General features: G+C 65.7%; 16 protein-coding genes. 2 read left to right on the top strand and 14 right to left on the bottom strand.

Features of this window, described 5'->3' with window-relative positions:
• Positions 1-30: 30 nt before the first annotated feature.
• Positions 31-1,434, bottom strand: coding sequence for a glycine--tRNA ligase (locus A5766_RS23270; RefSeq protein WP_005206493.1), 1,404 nt, complete (start codon positions 1,432-1,434; stop codon positions 31-33).
• 187 nt (positions 1,435-1,621) lie between these two features.
• Here A5766_RS23270 and A5766_RS23265 point away from each other — a divergent pair, with 187 nt between their 5' ends.
• Positions 1,622-2,077 carry an ArsR/SmtB family transcription factor gene (locus A5766_RS23265; RefSeq protein WP_005206494.1) on the top strand — a complete coding sequence of 152 codons (456 nt, stop codon included), beginning with the start codon at positions 1,622-1,624 and terminating at the stop codon, positions 2,075-2,077.
• Positions 2,074-2,538, top strand: a complete 465-nt coding sequence (locus A5766_RS23260; protein WP_005206495.1) for a Fur family transcriptional regulator — start codon at positions 2,074-2,076, stop codon at positions 2,536-2,538. The genes A5766_RS23265 and A5766_RS23260 overlap by 4 nt, the downstream gene beginning before the upstream one ends.
• A gap of 13 nt (positions 2,539-2,551) precedes the next feature.
• Here A5766_RS23260 and A5766_RS23255 read toward each other — a convergent pair whose 3' ends face one another.
• From A5766_RS23255 to hrcA, 13 genes are all read right to left on the bottom strand, one after another.
• Entirely contained in the window at positions 2,552-2,983 is a 432-nt protein-coding gene (locus tag A5766_RS23255; RefSeq protein WP_064906655.1) for a hypothetical protein, read from the bottom strand.
• Positions 2,984-3,011: 28 nt separating this feature from the next.
• Complete coding sequence (locus A5766_RS23250; RefSeq protein ID WP_064906623.1) at positions 3,012-3,848, bottom strand: isoprenyl transferase; 837 nt, start codon at positions 3,846-3,848, stop codon at positions 3,012-3,014.
• Positions 3,814-4,620, bottom strand: a complete 807-nt coding sequence (gene recO, locus A5766_RS23245) for a DNA repair protein RecO (RefSeq protein WP_039855844.1) — start codon at positions 4,618-4,620, stop codon at positions 3,814-3,816. The genes A5766_RS23250 and recO overlap by 35 nt, the downstream gene beginning before the upstream one ends.
• 48 nt (positions 4,621-4,668) lie before the next feature.
• On the bottom strand, positions 4,669-6,333 hold the full coding sequence (locus tag A5766_RS23240) for a YhgE/Pip domain-containing protein (RefSeq protein ID WP_005206499.1): 1,665 nt from the start codon (positions 6,331-6,333) through the stop codon (positions 4,669-4,671).
• A gap of 27 nt (positions 6,334-6,360) precedes the next feature.
• Positions 6,361-7,275 carry a GTPase Era gene (era, locus tag A5766_RS23235; protein WP_005206500.1) on the bottom strand — a complete coding sequence of 305 codons (915 nt, stop codon included), beginning with the start codon at positions 7,273-7,275 and terminating at the stop codon, positions 6,361-6,363.
• Positions 7,272-7,607: a hypothetical protein gene (locus tag A5766_RS23230; RefSeq protein ID WP_005206501.1), complete on the bottom strand. Its 336-nt coding sequence runs from the start codon at positions 7,605-7,607 to the stop codon at positions 7,272-7,274. Before A5766_RS23230 ends, era begins: the two co-directional genes overlap by 4 nt.
• Positions 7,604-9,079, bottom strand: a complete 1,476-nt coding sequence (locus A5766_RS23225) for a hemolysin family protein (RefSeq protein WP_141630878.1) — start codon at positions 9,077-9,079, stop codon at positions 7,604-7,606. The genes A5766_RS23230 and A5766_RS23225 overlap by 4 nt, the downstream gene beginning before the upstream one ends.
• 2 nt (positions 9,080-9,081) lie before the next feature.
• Positions 9,082-9,675 carry an rRNA maturation RNase YbeY gene (gene ybeY / locus A5766_RS23220; RefSeq protein ID WP_005206503.1) on the bottom strand — a complete coding sequence of 198 codons (594 nt, stop codon included), beginning with the start codon at positions 9,673-9,675 and terminating at the stop codon, positions 9,082-9,084.
• Entirely contained in the window at positions 9,672-10,766 is a 1,095-nt protein-coding gene (locus A5766_RS23215; protein WP_005206504.1) for a PhoH family protein, read from the bottom strand. Before A5766_RS23215 ends, ybeY begins: the two co-directional genes overlap by 4 nt.
• Before the next feature lie 158 nt (positions 10,767-10,924).
• Complete coding sequence (locus A5766_RS23210; protein WP_005206505.1) at positions 10,925-11,695, bottom strand: alpha/beta hydrolase family protein; 771 nt, start codon at positions 11,693-11,695, stop codon at positions 10,925-10,927.
• A gap of 11 nt (positions 11,696-11,706) precedes the next feature.
• Positions 11,707-12,456 (bottom strand): 16S rRNA (uracil(1498)-N(3))-methyltransferase, encoded by a 750-nt coding sequence (locus tag A5766_RS23205; RefSeq protein ID WP_039855846.1) that lies wholly within the window; start codon positions 12,454-12,456, stop codon positions 11,707-11,709.
• A 55-nt stretch (positions 12,457-12,511) separates the two neighbouring features.
• The gene (gene dnaJ / locus A5766_RS23200) at positions 12,512-13,657 is read right to left on the bottom strand and encodes a molecular chaperone DnaJ (RefSeq protein WP_039855847.1); all 1,146 of its coding nucleotides are present in this window, start codon (positions 13,655-13,657) and stop codon (positions 12,512-12,514) included.
• A 164-nt stretch (positions 13,658-13,821) separates the two neighbouring features.
• Positions 13,822-14,856, bottom strand: coding sequence for a heat-inducible transcriptional repressor HrcA (gene hrcA, locus A5766_RS23195; RefSeq protein ID WP_005206508.1), 1,035 nt, complete (start codon positions 14,854-14,856; stop codon positions 13,822-13,824).
• Between the last annotated feature and the right edge of the window lie 170 nt (positions 14,857-15,026).

The raw sequence follows: 15,026 nt of genomic DNA, 5'->3' as shown, positions 1-15,026 counted from the left end.
ACTCAACGACCGACCCGCGACCCGTAGACGTCACGCCCCGAGCAGTTTGCTCCCGAGATATTCGACGACGCGGTCCAAGGCGATGCGCTCCTGGCTCATCGTGTCGCGTTCGCGAATCGTGACGGCCTGATCGTCGAGGGTGTCGAAATCGACCGTTACGCAGAACGGTGTTCCGACCTCGTCCTGCCTGCGGTAGCGCTTGCCGATCCCCTGCGCGTCGTCGAAGTCGACGTTCCAGTACTTGCGCAACTCTGCGGCGAGATCCTTGGCCTTCGGTGACAGCTTCTCGTTGCGCGAGAGCGGCAGCACCGCCACCTTCACCGGGGCAAGTCGACGATCGAGGCGGAGCACAGTGCGGGTATCGGTGCCGCCCTTGGCATTCGGCACCTCTTCCTCGGTCAGCGCGTCGCACAGGAATGCCATCACCGAACGGGTCAGACCGGCCGCGGGCTCGATCACGTACGGGGTGTAGCGCTCGCCCGTCGCCTGATCGAAGAACGACAGGTCTTCACCCGAATGCTTGGCGTGGGTGGACAGATCGAAGTCGGTGCGATTGGCGACGCCTTCGAGTTCGCCCCACGGGTTGCCCGAGAAGCCGAACTTGTACTCCACGTCGACGGTGCGCTTGGAGTAGTGCGACAGCTTTTCCTTGGGGTGGTCGTAGAGCCGCAGATTCTCCGGATTGATACCGAGATCGGTGTACCAGGCGAATCGCTGATCGATCCAGTACTGGTGCCATTCCTCGTCTTCACCCGGCTTGACGAAGAACTCCATCTCCATCTGCTCGAACTCGCGGGTGCGGAAGATGAAGTTGCCCGGGGTGATCTCGTTGCGGAAACTCTTGCCGATCTGCGCGATACCGAACGGCGGCTTCTTACGCGAGGTCGTCATGACGTTCTTGAAGTTGACGAAGATTCCTTGCGCGGTCTCCGGACGGAGGTAGTGCAAGCCCTCCTCGTCGTCGACAGGTCCCAGGTAGGTCTTCATCAGACCGCTGAACGCACGCGGCTCGGTCCAATTGCCCGGCTGCCCCGTCTCCGGGTCGTTGATGTCGGCAAGACCGTTCTCAGGAGGGTGGCCGTGCTTGAGCTCGTAGGCCTCGATCAGGTGATCGGCGCGGTAGCGCTTGTGGGTGTAGAGCGATTCGACGAGCGGATCGGTGAAGACCTCGACGTGACCGCTGGCTTCCCACACGGGCCGCGGGAGGATGACCGACGAATCGAGTCCGACGACGTCGTCGCGACTGGTGACCATGCTCCGCCACCACTGCCGCTTGATGTTCTCCTTGAGCTCCACTCCGAGCGGCCCGTAGTCCCACGCCGACCGTGTCCCGCCGTAGATCTCGCCGCTCGGGTACACGAGACCCCGACGCTTGGCGAGGTTGACGACGGCTTCGACTTTGGCAGGGGCAGCATTCGACGGGCGGGAGGCCACAGGGATCTTTCTCCACGGACGTTGGGACAGGTCACAAACTTCTCGCCGACGCGCAGGCCGGCAACCCTTACAGCCTAGCCGTCGGCCGACGACGCCTGACCAGCGCCGTCGAGCATCCCCTGGTGCGGCCAACGCAACCAGTGGGGCGTCGACCACAAATGACAACCACTTCCTTTAAGATGGAGGGATGGGAACTCGCGGCCAGTGTTCAGAAGACCTCGGCTCGCGCAGCGTCGGCGCCCGCGATGTTGCTGCGCGCGAGGCCGCCAGCGACCTGCTCAGAGCACTCGCATCGCCCATGCGGATCGCCATCGTGTTGGCACTGCAGGAAGACGCCCGCTGCGTGCACGAGCTGGTCGGCTCGCTCGGCGTGAGCCAGCCCCTGGTCAGCCAGCACCTGCGCGTACTGAAGGACGCGGGCGTCGTGCGCGGTGAACGCAACGGCCGCGAGATCATGTACTCGCTGATCGACGACCACCTCGCACACATCGTCACCGACGCCCTCACACACGCGACCGAACCGCGTCCGACGACGCAGCCGACTAGTCCGGATGCGCCCGCCGCGAACACTGCAGCCGCGAACACGGCAGCCACTAACACCGGGGCGCCATCGACAACTCACAGCGACGAAGCGGCCCGATGAGCAGCACCGACACCACGGCGACGACCGACACCGCAGCACCCACCGACACCGCGGGCCGCGAGCGTCCCGTCACCGGCATCCGTTCCACCCGGCAACGCGCGGCAATCGCCGACGCACTGTCGGAAGGCGACGACTTCCGCTCGGCTCAGGAACTTCACGAGCAACTCAAGGCGCGTGGCGAATCGATCGGATTGACCACCGTCTATCGCAATCTGCAGGCACTGAGCCAAGCGGGTCAGATCGATGCTCTCTGGGACGGTTCGGGCGAGATGCGCTACCGGAACTGCTCGTCGGTGCATCACCACCACCTGGTGTGCCGGGTGTGTGGAACGACGGTCGAGGTCCAGGCGGAGCCTGTGGAGCGCTGGGCGTCGAAGATCGCGGCAGAACACGGATTCAGCGACATCCACCACACCGTTGAGGTGTTCGGAGTGTGCGCCGACTGCCGCGCCGCACGCTGACACTCCGCGGAGATCAGCTCGCGTCGACGAGCTTGCGGGCGATGTCGTCGCCGCCGGAGAGCACGATGTGCAGCACCGTCAGCAGTGGGATGTCGGTGAGGCCGTCGACCGGAAATGTGTAGTACTGCAACACATCTGTGGTGACGCCGGTCAGATCGGAGCGTCGTAGGTTACCGAAGCTCAGCGTCGCGTCCAGTTCTTCGACGTCGGAACGGAGCGCGTCGGTGTTGGGAAGGTTGAGCGCGAGCAACTGCGTCACCGAGACCACCTGAAGGTCGTCGGCCAGCGCGATGACGCGAACCGACGCTCGCGTCGAGCCGACGGCCACAACCACCGATTCTGCGTCGGCGTCGGTGACGTCGCCGATCTCGGTCAGGAGCGCGGCCACCCTGTCGAGGAGAACCTGTTGCGCGGCAGAAGAATTCGGGCCCGACTCATTGCTCATCGACTCATCGCTCACCGACTACTCACGCTCACTCCGTCGTCATCACGCCGCCGAAGCGACGGTCGCGAGACGCGTACTCGACGCACGCTGCCCACAGGTCGCGGCGATCGAAATCGGGAAACAGCTTCTCCTGATAGACCATCTCGGCGTAGGCCGACTGCCAGAGCAGGAAGTTCGAGATGCGCTGCTCCCCCGACGGACGCAGGAACAGGTCGACGTCGGGCATACCGGGCTCGTCGAGATACTTCGCGAACGACGCCTCGGTGATCCGCTCGGGATCGAGCTCGCCCGCCGCGGCGCGTCGAGCGATCTCCTTTGCCGCGTCGGCGATTTCGGCTCGTCCGCCATAGTTCACGCACATCGTCAGGGTCATGACCGTGTTGTCCTTGGTCAGTTCCTCGGCCACCTCGAGTTCTTTGATCACGCTGCGCCACAGGCGTGGTCGGCGTCCGGCCCAGCGCACGCGCACGCCCATCTCGTTCATCTCATCGCGACGGCGTCGGATCACGTCGCGGTTGAAACCCATCAGAAACCGGACCTCGTCGGGGCTGCGCGACCAGTTCTCCGTCGAGAACGCGTAGGCCGACAACCACGTCACGCCCATCTCGATGCAGCCACAGACGGTGTCCATGAGGACCGCCTCGCCACGCTTGTGCCCCTCGGTACGCGGCAGTCCACGCTCGGTGGCCCACCGGCCGTTGCCGTCCATCACGAGCGCGACGTGGCGTGGGATCAGTTCGGCGGGCAATGCGGGCGGCGTAGCGCCGCTCGGATGCGGGTCGGGTGGACGAACCGCGCGTCGTTCCTGTGCTGCGGCTTGCTTTGCCCGTTCATCCCGAGCCGCGGACCGCGACCGTAGCGCCATCGCCGGCTCCTCTCACGTTCGGTGAAACCAGACTATGAGGGGTTGCGCGTTCGATGAGCGGCAGGGTGCGCAATTGGCGCTCGAGGTGCCATTGCAGATGCGCGGCGACCAATCCGCTGGCTTGACGTCGTAGCGATTCGGTCGCGTCCGCGGTGTGTTCCCACTGCCCCCGGTACAACGAGTCCATGAGGTCGAGGACGCCGGGCGACGGGGTCGCGGCTCCCGGCGGACGACAGTGCAGGCACACCGCACCACCGGCAGCGACGTGGAACGCCCGATGCGGGCCAGGCGAAGCGCAGCGTGCACACACATCCAACGCGGGCATCCAGCCTGCACAGTGCATTGCCCTGAGCAGGAAGGCGTCGAGGATCAGCCCTCCCGGCCGTCGATCATCTGCCAGCGCCTCGAGGGCACCGACGGTGAGGCGGTGCAACTGCGCGGCGGGAGCACGTTCCTCACCGGCAAGGCGTTCCGCAGTCTCGAGGACGGCGCACGCCGTGGTGTAGCGGGCGTAGTCGGCGACGATCGCGTCGGCGAACGCGTGGATCGAATGGACCTGTGTGACGACGTCGAGGTTGCGTCCCGGATAGAGGTGCACGTCGACGTGGGCGAACGGTTCCAACCGGGCACCGAACTTCGACCTCGTCCGTCGCACGCCCTTGGCGACCGCACGCACCAATCCGTGCTCCGCGGTCAGCAACGTGATGATGCGGTCGGCTTCACCGAGCTTGTGCTGGCGCAGCACAACCGCTTCATCCTGGTAGAACCTCACCGTGCCATTGTTCCACCGGCGACCGACATGGCCCGCCGAGACATGCCGCTAACCGCTGCCACTTCCGGAGTCGCCCGGCTCACGCTCGTGGGAGCCGACATGAGTGCCTGCCGTCGCCTCTCGCTTGCGGGCGCTGGCGCCCGCGACCCCGGCCACGTGCTGGGGTGCAGGCGTGGTGATCGTCGGGAGGCTGCCGCTTCCGCCGTCGAAGATCTTGGCCATCCGCGGCGTCAGGCGCATGCCGCCGGGGAAGCGATGCCAGCCCTTGTGGTCGTAGAACTTGGTTCCCGCCCAGCCGAGCAGTCCGCCCACGATCAATCCGATGATCGTCTGGATCACCGCCCGGCCGAGGCCGGCATCCCAGTCGGCATCGAAGTACAGGATCGAGCGAACCCCGAGGTACACCAGATGCATCGGCTCGACCGACGCGATCCAGGCGAACAGTCGTGGACTGGCCTCCAGCGGCACGGTGCCACCCGACGACGGCAGGCCGAGAATCACGAAGAACACCAGATTCAGGATCAGACCGGGGTTTCCGAAGACGGCCATCGCCGACGCCGCCGACACACCGACGGCGAAGATCACCAACACCGAATACGTCCACAACACAAACGCGTTCGGTAACGAGGTCCCCACCGCCGTACAGACACCGATGTACAGCGCCGACTGGATGAACGCGATCAGCAACATGATCGTCCACTTGGCGGCGAGAGTTCCCCAGCGCGAGATCGGCAGTCGCAGACGCAGTTGGTAGAAGGGGCCGAATTCGATGGGTGTCTGGCCGAGCGCGGCGTCGACCACGATGCTCACCATCATCGCGCCGGTGAAACCGGCGAGAATCAGCAGCAGTGTGTAGTAGAACGCCGACAATCCGTTTCCGGAGCCCTCGGGCAGCGGATTGGGTTCGACGGTCCGCACGTCCACCGGTTGCGAGAGCGCGAGTTGCGCTGCGCCGCTGAACGGTACGTTGGCCTTGGCGAGTTGCTCTCTGACCGACTGCGTGAGCTGGTCGCCCACCTGCTTGTTGACCTGCGTCGACACCCGCTCAGAAAATGTCGTCGTGATAGCCGAGGCGAAGGTTCCCGACCCGCGATTGATGTAGATGTCGATCGGCAGCTTCTCGGGCTTGGCCTGCAGTACCGCCGATTGGCCAAGTGCCACAGCCTTATTGGTGAAGTTCGGGCTGATGATCACGACGCCGTAGACCTTGCCCGTGTTCAACTCGTTCAGCGCGGTGGTGCGGTCGGTCTTGTGCACCGCGATTCCACTCTTCGCCGCTTCGTCGATGATGCCCTTGGCGATCTGATCGCCGTAATTCTGTTTGTCGGTGCCGCCGTCGGCGTTGGGGACCTCGCCCCCGTTGTCCTGGTTGGTCAAGGCGATCGGGAAATCGTGCAGATTGCGTTCGGGATCGGCGATCGCGCCCATGTACAGCGCCGCCATGAACGACATGATGACGACGACGAGCAACACCGGGAGGAGCCAGAACTTGGGCGCACCGAGCACCTCGGAGATGGTGCTGACCGCCTGCTCCTCGTGCGGGTAGCCGTCAGCGCCGGTCTGCTCGGTGCGACTCTCGTCGGTGCGAGTGCCCCCACCGTGACTGTTCTGACCGTGACTGCTCTGATCGTGACTGCTCTGATCGTGACTGTCCTGCGTCGAATCGACCGAGTCGGCTGGTGCCGTTTCGTCCGATCCCTCATGCTTGCCCACCGTCGTACCTCCTGAAGAGATCGGCCGTCAGAAGCCCATTCGTCCCAGCTGTTTGGGGTCTCGCTGCCAGTCCTTTGCCACTTTCACGTGTAGATCCAGGTAGACCTTCACGCCGAGCAGGTTCTCGATCTGCGCCCGAGCGGTGGTACCCACCTGCTTCAGACGCGAACCCTTGTGTCCGATGATGATGCCCTTCTGGCTGTCGCGCTCCACGTAGAGAATCGCGTGGACGTCGACCATCGGTGCCTGATCGGGGCGTCGGTCCTCGCGCGGGATGACCTCCTCGATCACGACCGCCAGTGAGTGCGGCAACTCATCGTGCACACCCTCGAGGGCGGCCTCGCGGATGAACTCCGCCATCAGGACCTGCTCGGGTTCGTCGGTCAGCTCGCCGTCGGGATAGAACGCGGGGCCCGGTTCCATCAGCGAGACGAGAACGTCTGTGAGGACGTCGAGCTGCGCGCCGCTGGTCGCCGACACCGGCACCACCTCGGACTCGCTGCCGAGCAGTTCACTCAGTGCGAGCAGTTGGGCCGCGACCTTGTCGGGCGTCACGCGGTCGATCTTCGTCACGACGCCGAGCACCGTCGTCTTGGGCGCCATCTGTCGCACCTGCGACACGATCCACCGGTCGCCGGGACCGATCGCCTCGTCGGCCGGGATGCAGATCCCGATCACGTCGACCTCCGAGTAGGTGTCGCGAACGAGATCGTTGAGTCGCTGCCCGAGAAGCGTGCGTGGTCGGTGCAGGCCAGGGGTGTCGACGATGATCAACTGCGCGTCCGGCCGGTTCACGATTCCGCGAATCGTGTGCCGAGTTGTCTGCGGACGATTCGACGTGATCGCGATCTTCTCGCCGACGAGGGCGTTCGTCAGCGTCGACTTCCCCGTGTTGGGCCTGCCGACGAAACAGACGAATCCTGAGCGGAATTCGTCGCTCATGACTCGACGCGATCGACGACGGCGCCGCTTCCATCGGCGACGATCAGAGGTGCCGACGGGCTGATCTCGTGCAGGGTTGCCAGGCCGGGATCGTCTGCGCGGCCGCCGACGACGACGGCGGCCTCGAACTCGCCTGCACCGCTGCCGAGCGCCGTCGCGAGCGCGACCTGAAGACCTGTCAACTGCAGCGAGCGCGTCTCGACGTCGGCTCCGGCGTAGGTCCGCCCGTCACCGTCGCGAACCGCCGCACCCGATGCGGTCTCTGCGCGGGCGCGCGCTCCCCTGGCGAGCACGACGAGTTTGTTGTCCTCGTCGTCGAGTGTCTGGGTCACCTGTGATCCTTGCCGTTGCGTGCGTGAACCGACGTGCCGCGGTCGGAGCCGTTCCGCTCAGAGTATTCCCCATCGGTGTCGGGGTCGGCGTCACGCACTCGACGTAGCGCGCCCGCGTCGGATTCCGAGCGGGCGTCACCGCGGCGTCGATCACGTCGTGAGTCGTCGTCATCCCGCGACGCCGCGTCTGCGTCGTCATCATCCGCAGACGGCAACTTGGTCACCAACACCGTGGTGATACGTTGGCGCCCTTGATGATTGGGCCCTCCCTCTGCGACAAGCCGCAGCCCGTGGGATTCGACGTCGGCACCCGGCAACGGCACGCGGCCCAACTCCAGCCCGACGAGTCCGCCGACGGTTTCGACCTCATCGTCGTCGATCTCGATGTCGAAGAGTTCGCCGAGATCCTCGACGGGCAGTCGGGCCGACACCCGAATGCTGCCGTCGCCGAGATCTTCGATGGGGGCGACCTCGTCGGTGTCGTATTCGTCGGTGATCTCACCGACGATCTCCTCGAGGACGTCCTCGATGGTGACCAAACCTGCGATGCCGCCGTACTCGTCGACCAGGAGCGCCATGTGGTTGCGGGTGCGCTGCATGTCTGCGAGCACCTTGTCGAGTGGCTTCGAGTCGGGCATGAACTCGGCCGGACGCATGAGATCTCGCGCCCGGATGACCGTGATCGGTTCTCCCGCATTCAGTGTCGAGGCGAGGTCTTTGAGGTAGAGGACCCCGAGCACGTCGTCGGGGTTCTCGCCGATCACGGGTATGCGCGAATGTCCGGACCGCAGTGCGAGATTCAGCGCCTGCGCGACGGTCTTGTCGTCTTCGATCCAGATCATCTCGGTGCGCGGGACCATCACCTCGCGGGCATTGGTATCGCCGAGGTCGAAGACGGATTGGATCATCCGGCGCTCATCTGCCGCCACCACTCCGCTTGCCTCCGCGAGGTCGACGACCTCACGTAACTCGACCTCGGTGGCGAACGGCCCGTTGCGGTATCCGCGTCCGGGGGTCAATGCGTTGCCGATGAGGATGAGAAGTCGGGTGACCGGTGTCAGCAGCACGCCGAGCGCCTGCAGGAACACCGCAGAGGCCAGCGCGACGCTGTAGGCATGTTGCCTGCCCAGCGTGCGAGGTCCGACGCCTGCCGCGATGTACGAGAGCACGGTCATGCCCGCGATCGTGACGACGAGTCCCCACCCGACCCCGAGCGCATCGACCGCGGCGACAGCGGCGAGTGCAACCGCCGCCGTCTCGCAGGCGACGCGCAGGAACACGGCGAGACCGACGTAGGTGGCGCGCGCATCCAACACCGACACGAGCCTGCGCGCTCCGGCGCGCTGCTCTTTGACCATGTCTTCGACGCGAGCGATCGACACCGTCGACACCGCGGTGTCGACGGCCGCGAACAAGCCTGCGGCAGCGAGCAAGACGAGAGCGACGATGAGGAACCAGATGTCTTGCGACAAGGTCACGTGTCCTTGGGCGGGGTGTGTCCCGGATCGGAGGCGTCGGGAGCAGCGTCGACCGACGCGATGTCGGAGAAACCGATGTTGGTCAACAGTTTGGTGTCACGGTCGGACTGACGCTGTACCTGCGCGATGCGGTGACGTTCGGCGTAGAACTCTTCGAGAATGCTGTTCTGCAGCCCGAACATCTCCTTCTCCTCCTCCGGCTCGGCGTGGTCGTAGCCGAGGAGGTGCAGGACACCGTGGATCGTGAGCATCGCGAGTTCGTGGTCGAAGGAGCGTCGTGCCTCTTTGGCTTGACGCTTCGCGAAAGCGGGACAGATCACGATGTCGCCGAGGATCGCCGGACCGGGTTCCGCGGCGTCGGGGCGGCCGCCTGGGACGAGTTCGTCCATCGGGAAGCTCATGACGTCGGTCGGCCCGGGCAGATCCATCCACTGGACGTGCATGTCGGCCATCGTGTCCTCGTCGACCAGCAGCAGCGAGAGCTCGGCTGCCGGATTGACATCCATCGCCCCCACGGCGAACCGTGCCGCACCGATGATCAGTTCCGCCGGGGCCTCGACGCCTGACTCGTTGGCGAGTTCGATACTCATGAGCGTCGTCCTCCTCCGGCGGCGCGTCGGGCCGCACGATTGCCGCCCTGGGCGCCCGCGTCGCGCAGCCGACCCGACGAACGGTGTGCCTCGTCGTCGCGGCCGTACGCGTCGACGATGTCGGCCACGAGTCGATGACGCACGACGTCGGAGCTGTTCAGATGCGAGAAGTGGATGTCGTCGATGCCCTCGAGAATGCGTGTCGCGGCGTTGAGGCCGCTCTGCGCTCCGCCGGGCAGGTCGACCTGAGTGACGTCGCCGGTGACGACGACCTTCGATCCGAACCCGAGGCGGGTCAGGAACATCTTCATCTGCTCGCTCGTCGTGTTCTGCGCCTCGTCGAGAATGATGAAGGCGTCGTTCAGCGTGCGGCCTCGCATGTACGCCAGCGGCGCGACCTCGATGACGCCCGCCGCCATGAGTTTCGGTATCGACTCCGGATCGATCATGTCGTGTAGGGCGTCGTACAGGGGCCGCAGGTACGGGTCGATCTTCTCGCTGAGGGTTCCTGGAAGAAAGCCGAGTCGCTCCCCGGCCTCGACAGCGGGGCGCGTGAGGATGATGCGGTTGACCGCTTTGCCCTGCAGCGCCTGCACGGCCTTGGCCATCGCCAGGTACGTCTTGCCCGTTCCGGCTGGTCCGAGGCCGAAGACGATCGTGTTGTTGTCGATGGCGTCGACGTACTTCTTCTGATTGAGCGTCTTGGGGCGGATCGTCTTTCCGCGACGGGAGATGATGTCGAGTGACAACACTTCTGCCGGCGACTCAGCCGATCCCTCGCTCAACATGGACACGCTGTGGCGCACGAGGTCAGGGGTCAGCGGGGTTCCGCGTCCCACCAGGTCGGCCAGTTCGGCGACAACTCTTTCCGATGCCGCGACGTCGGCGTGCTGACCGCTGAGCGTCACCTGGTTGCCGCGGACATGGATATCGGCGGGGAGAAGTTTCTCCAGGGTGCGCAGGTTGATGTCACTGGCCCCGAGCAGACCGAAGACCACCTCGGGAGAGATTTCCACGTTGGAGGTGACCACAGGTCTGCCCCCTGATGTTCCGCTGTTCGGCGCGTTCACGTCGGGGGTGCCGTCACTCACGTATGCAATCACTCCTGGTGTCTGGGGCTTTGGGCTCTATGCGTGCACTCGGATCCGGATCGAATCCGTGTCCGATACGAGTCTATCGCGCCACAACGGCCGATCAGCAGGCAATATTCCGGCGCACGGCGGTCGTCGCACCGCACCGACCACGGCACTCAGATCCCGAGCACGCGCAGTGTCTGCCGGTTGCACACGCTTCGCGGATCGACGAAAGCATCGTGTCCCTCGTCCGGCACCACGATGAGTTCGGCGGATTGCCCACGCGCACAGACCGTTTCGACGTAATGCCGACTGACGTCGACGGGGATCGCGGTGTCGAGCGTGCCGTGAATGGCGACGACGTGCGCGTCGAACGGCTCCTGTTCGATCGGCGAGGCCTGCCGGTAGCGTTCGGGCGCGGCGTCGTACGGCCCTCCCATCAGGCCCTCGACCGAGGGTCGCGCGGCACGACCGGCACCCACGAGATCCAGTGCCGCCGCCTGCGCGACGACCGTGGTGATCGTCGTCGACGCTGTCTTCGCTCGCAGTTGCGCAACCGACCAGAGCGCGAGTTGACCACCGGCCGAGTGCCCGACGACAGCCACATCGGTCCAGTCGACACACGCCCGCAGGTCGGGTTCGAGTGCGTCGGGAATCTCGGTGTCGAGCGCCTCGATAGCGGACCGGACGTCGGTTCCCGAGGCGGGCCATCCGGCACCCGCTTCACCGATGCGTCGATACTCGACGTTCCACACCAGTGCGCCCCGCTCCGCGTACTGTCGCGCGATCGCCGATTCGATGGTCAGGCTGAACTCTGTGGTCCAGTAGCCGCCGTGCACGAGGACCACCGGGCGCATCCGGTCAGGACGGTCGTCGGGGCTCGCCACGTGGTAGAGGTGACCGAACTGCGACGGCTCACCGCCGTACGCGATCTTCGAGCGGTGCACCGCGCACCGCTTCACCGCTCCCACCGATCGGTGAGCACGCCGATCGCTCCGAGCGCGACAGCGGCGGCGGCCGACGTCCGCAGCACCTCGGGACCCAGGACCACCGACGTCGCCCCCAGCGCGGTCAGATCGGCGATCTCGGCGTCGTCGAGTCCACCCTCTGGCCCCACCACGAGGGCGATCTGGGAGGCACCCGCCAGCGGTAGCGACCGCAGCGGCACGGCTCCGTCCTCGTGCAGCACCGCGACCACACCGCCGTCCGCGGCGACGCCTGCGCAGATCGCGCGCACGTCAGTCGTCGTCGCCAATTCACCGATGTCGGGAATCCATGGGCGCCGACTCTGCTTGGCCGCCGCGGACGCCGCGGCCTTCCACTTCGCAATTCCCTTGTCCGCCTTGCCAGTCCATCGCGCAACGCATCGCGCGGACTGCCAGGGCACGATGCGATCCGCACCCGCCTCCGTCGCGAGGTCGACGGCGAGCTCCGAGCGCTCGCCTTTCGGGAGCGCCTGGATCACCGTGACGGTCGGGCGCGGACGGTCGATGAACGTGTACCCGTGAGCGCGCGCAACAAGCGTGTCTTTCGACCGGACCGCCTCGACCGCGCAGTCGGCGACAGAACCCCGGCCGTCCCCGACGAGGAGTTGTTCGCCGACGCCGAGGCGAGTGACGGTCACGGCGTGCCGCCCCTCGCTACCGGCGAGCACGACCTCACCACCCACGCGGGGCACCTCGTCGACCCAGAACAACGGAGGACTCACCGACGTCGACCTTTCAGTTCACGATCCACTCGGCGTGCCACTCCGCTGCGACCTGTCAGCGTCCGGCGAAGGCGTTGCGCAGCCGCGAGAACAGGCCGCCGGGTGCCGCGGCAGCCGTGGTGGTGACCAGGTCGATCTGCTCCCCCGACGTCTCGCGAAACGCCGAGAGCGCCGCCGACTGTCCGGCGTCGAGCTTGGTCGGTACATGCACGTCGAGATGCACGTGCAGGGTGCCGCGCACACCACTGTTGACATGCGGCATACCCTGCCCGCGGACCTTGACCACCTGGCCGGGTTGAGTACCCGGCTCGATGGCGACGGTGATGTCGTCGCCGAGGATCGATTCGACGGTGAACTCCGCGCCGAGCGCGGCGTCGGCCATCGGCACCCGCAGCGTGCAGTGCAGGTCGTCCTTGTCGCGGATGAAGACGTCGTGCGGACGTTCCGAGACCTCGACGTACAGGTCGCCTGCGGGTCCACCACCCATGCCGACCTCGCCCTGGCCTGCCAGGCGAACCCGCATACCGCTCTCGATACCCGCGGGGATGCGCACGGTCATGGTGCGTCGCGAACGTACGCGGCCATCGCCACCGCACTTGTGACACGGATCCGGGATGACCTCGCCCGTTCCGTGGCAGGTCGGGCATTCGCGGACAGTCATGACCTGGCCGAGGATCGAGCGCTGCACGGCCTGGATCTCGCCCGCACCCCTACAGGTGTCGCACGTCACGGGCTTGGAGTCGCCATTGGTGCCCGAACCCTGGCACACGTCACAGAGGATGGCCGTGTCGACGGTGATCTCTTTGTTGACACCGGATGCGCACTCTTCGAGTGTCAGTTCCACCGCTACGAGGGCCGGCTCGCCGGGCTGCACGCGTCCCTTGGGTCCACGACTTCCGCCGAAACCTCCGCCCCCACCGAAGAACGCCTCGAAGACGTCGCCTAGGCCGCCACCACCGAAGCCTCCCGCGAATCCACCGGCGCCGGGCCCAGCCAGCGGATCGCCGCCCGCGTCGACGATTCGACGCTTCTCCGGGTCACTGAGCACCTCGTAGGCGGTGGTGACCTCTTTGAAGCGCTCCTCCTCATTGGGATTCACATCGGGATGCAGTTCTCGGGCCTTCTTGCGATACGCCCGCTTGATCTCCTGGTCGCTGGCACCCCTCGCCACGCCAAGAACTCCGTAGTAATCAGTTGCCACGCTGTCGTCCGGTCCTCTGTGTCCGGGCCGGTCTGTCCGGCCCCGCTATGTACTGTCTCGAGTCCCAGCATGCGCCGGGTGTCGATTCCCGGCATGCGCCGGGCTTGGGCAGTCCGGCTCGGTGCCGGGAATGTGACGGGATGGTTCGCTGCGCGTCGCGCCGATCAGCGCTCTGCGAGGACCTCACCCACATACTTCGCAACGGCCGCCACCGAGGCGATTGTTCCCGGGTAGTCCATGCGGGTCGGGCCCACCACGCCAACGCTGCCGAATATCGTTCCCGAAGCACCGTACCCTGTGGAGACCACCGAGGTTCCACGGAGGTTCTCGGTTTGCGTCTCTTCGCCGATCTGCACTGTGACGCGGCCCATCCGCTGTGTTGTCGCCAACAACTTGAGCACGACTACCTGCTCCTCGAGCGCTTCGAGCACGGTGTCCATGCCACCGTTCATCGGAGCGAAATCGGCAGCCGAGCGCGCCAGATTCGACGTTCCGCCGAGCACCAGACGGTCGACGCCGCGTTCGACGAGAGTCTCGACGAGCACGGTGGCGAGCCCGATGACCTCGTCGCGGATGTCGCCGGGGGCCTCGTTGGCGAGTTCGGCCACCGCCGCCGACGCCTCCTCCAGCCGCTTACCGTGGAGCGCCGCCGAGAACATGTCGCGCAGCCGTGAGATGTCGTCCTCGGAACGGTCGGCACCGAGCGCGACCATCCGCTGTTCGACGCGGCCGGTATCGGTGATGACCACCAGCAGCAGGCGCGACGGCGACAACGTGACCACTTCGAGGTGCCGGACCGTCGCCGACGACAACACGGGGTACTGAATGACAGCGACCTGCCTGGTCAACTGTGCGAGCAGGCGCACAGACCTGCGCAACACGTCGTCGAGGTCGACGCCTCGATCGAGAACGGACAGGATCGCACGACGTTCCGCTGCCGAGAGGGGCTTGACCTCGCTGATCCGGTCGACGAACATCCGGTAGCCCTTGTCGGTGGGGACACGACCGGAGCTGGTGTGCGGCTGCGCGATATATCCCTCGGCCTCGAGCACAGCCATGTCGTTGCGGACCGTCGCACTCGAGACACCGAGATGGTGTCGTTCGACCAGCGCCTTGGAACCGATGGGTTCCTGAGTGTCCACGTAGTCGGTCACGATGGCACGCAGCACCTCGAACCGCCGATCGTCGGTAGCCGACACGTCCGCCACACCTCCTCGGGGCCCACTGTGCAATAAGCTCGGGGCAAATAAGCTCAGGGCAATTTAGCTTCCGGGCACATAAGCTCAGCACAAATACAGTCTGGTCAATCAGTTGTCAGACTCCATCCTAAGTGACGGCCGACGTCGAATCAGGGCCATCGCGTGGGCGT

It is taken from the genome of Gordonia sp. 852002-51296_SCH5728562-b (assembly GCF_001665475.1).
In the GTDB taxonomy this organism is placed as follows: domain Bacteria; phylum Actinomycetota; class Actinomycetes; order Mycobacteriales; family Mycobacteriaceae; genus Gordonia; species Gordonia sputi.
Note: the sequence above shows the minus strand (reverse complement) of the source record. Positions and strands in the feature narration are given on the sequence as shown.

Coding starts and splice junctions, on each gene's coding strand:
- A5766_RS23265 (WP_005206494.1), top strand. CDS start 1,622: ATGGGAACTCGCGGCCAGTGTTCAGAAGACCTCGGCTCGCGCAGCGTC.
- A5766_RS23260 (WP_005206495.1), top strand. CDS start 2,074: ATGAGCAGCACCGACACCACGGCGACGACCGACACCGCAGCACCCACC.
- A5766_RS23255 (WP_064906655.1), bottom strand. CDS start 2,983: ATGAGCAATGAGTCGGGCCCGAATTCTTCTGCCGCGCAACAGGTTCTC.
- A5766_RS23250 (WP_064906623.1), bottom strand. CDS start 3,848: ATGGCGCTACGGTCGCGGTCCGCGGCTCGGGATGAACGGGCAAAGCAA.
- era (WP_005206500.1), bottom strand. CDS start 7,275: ATGAGCGACGAATTCCGCTCAGGATTCGTCTGTTTCGTCGGCAGGCCC.
- ybeY (WP_005206503.1), bottom strand. CDS start 9,675: ATGAGTATCGAACTCGCCAACGAGTCAGGCGTCGAGGCCCCGGCGGAA.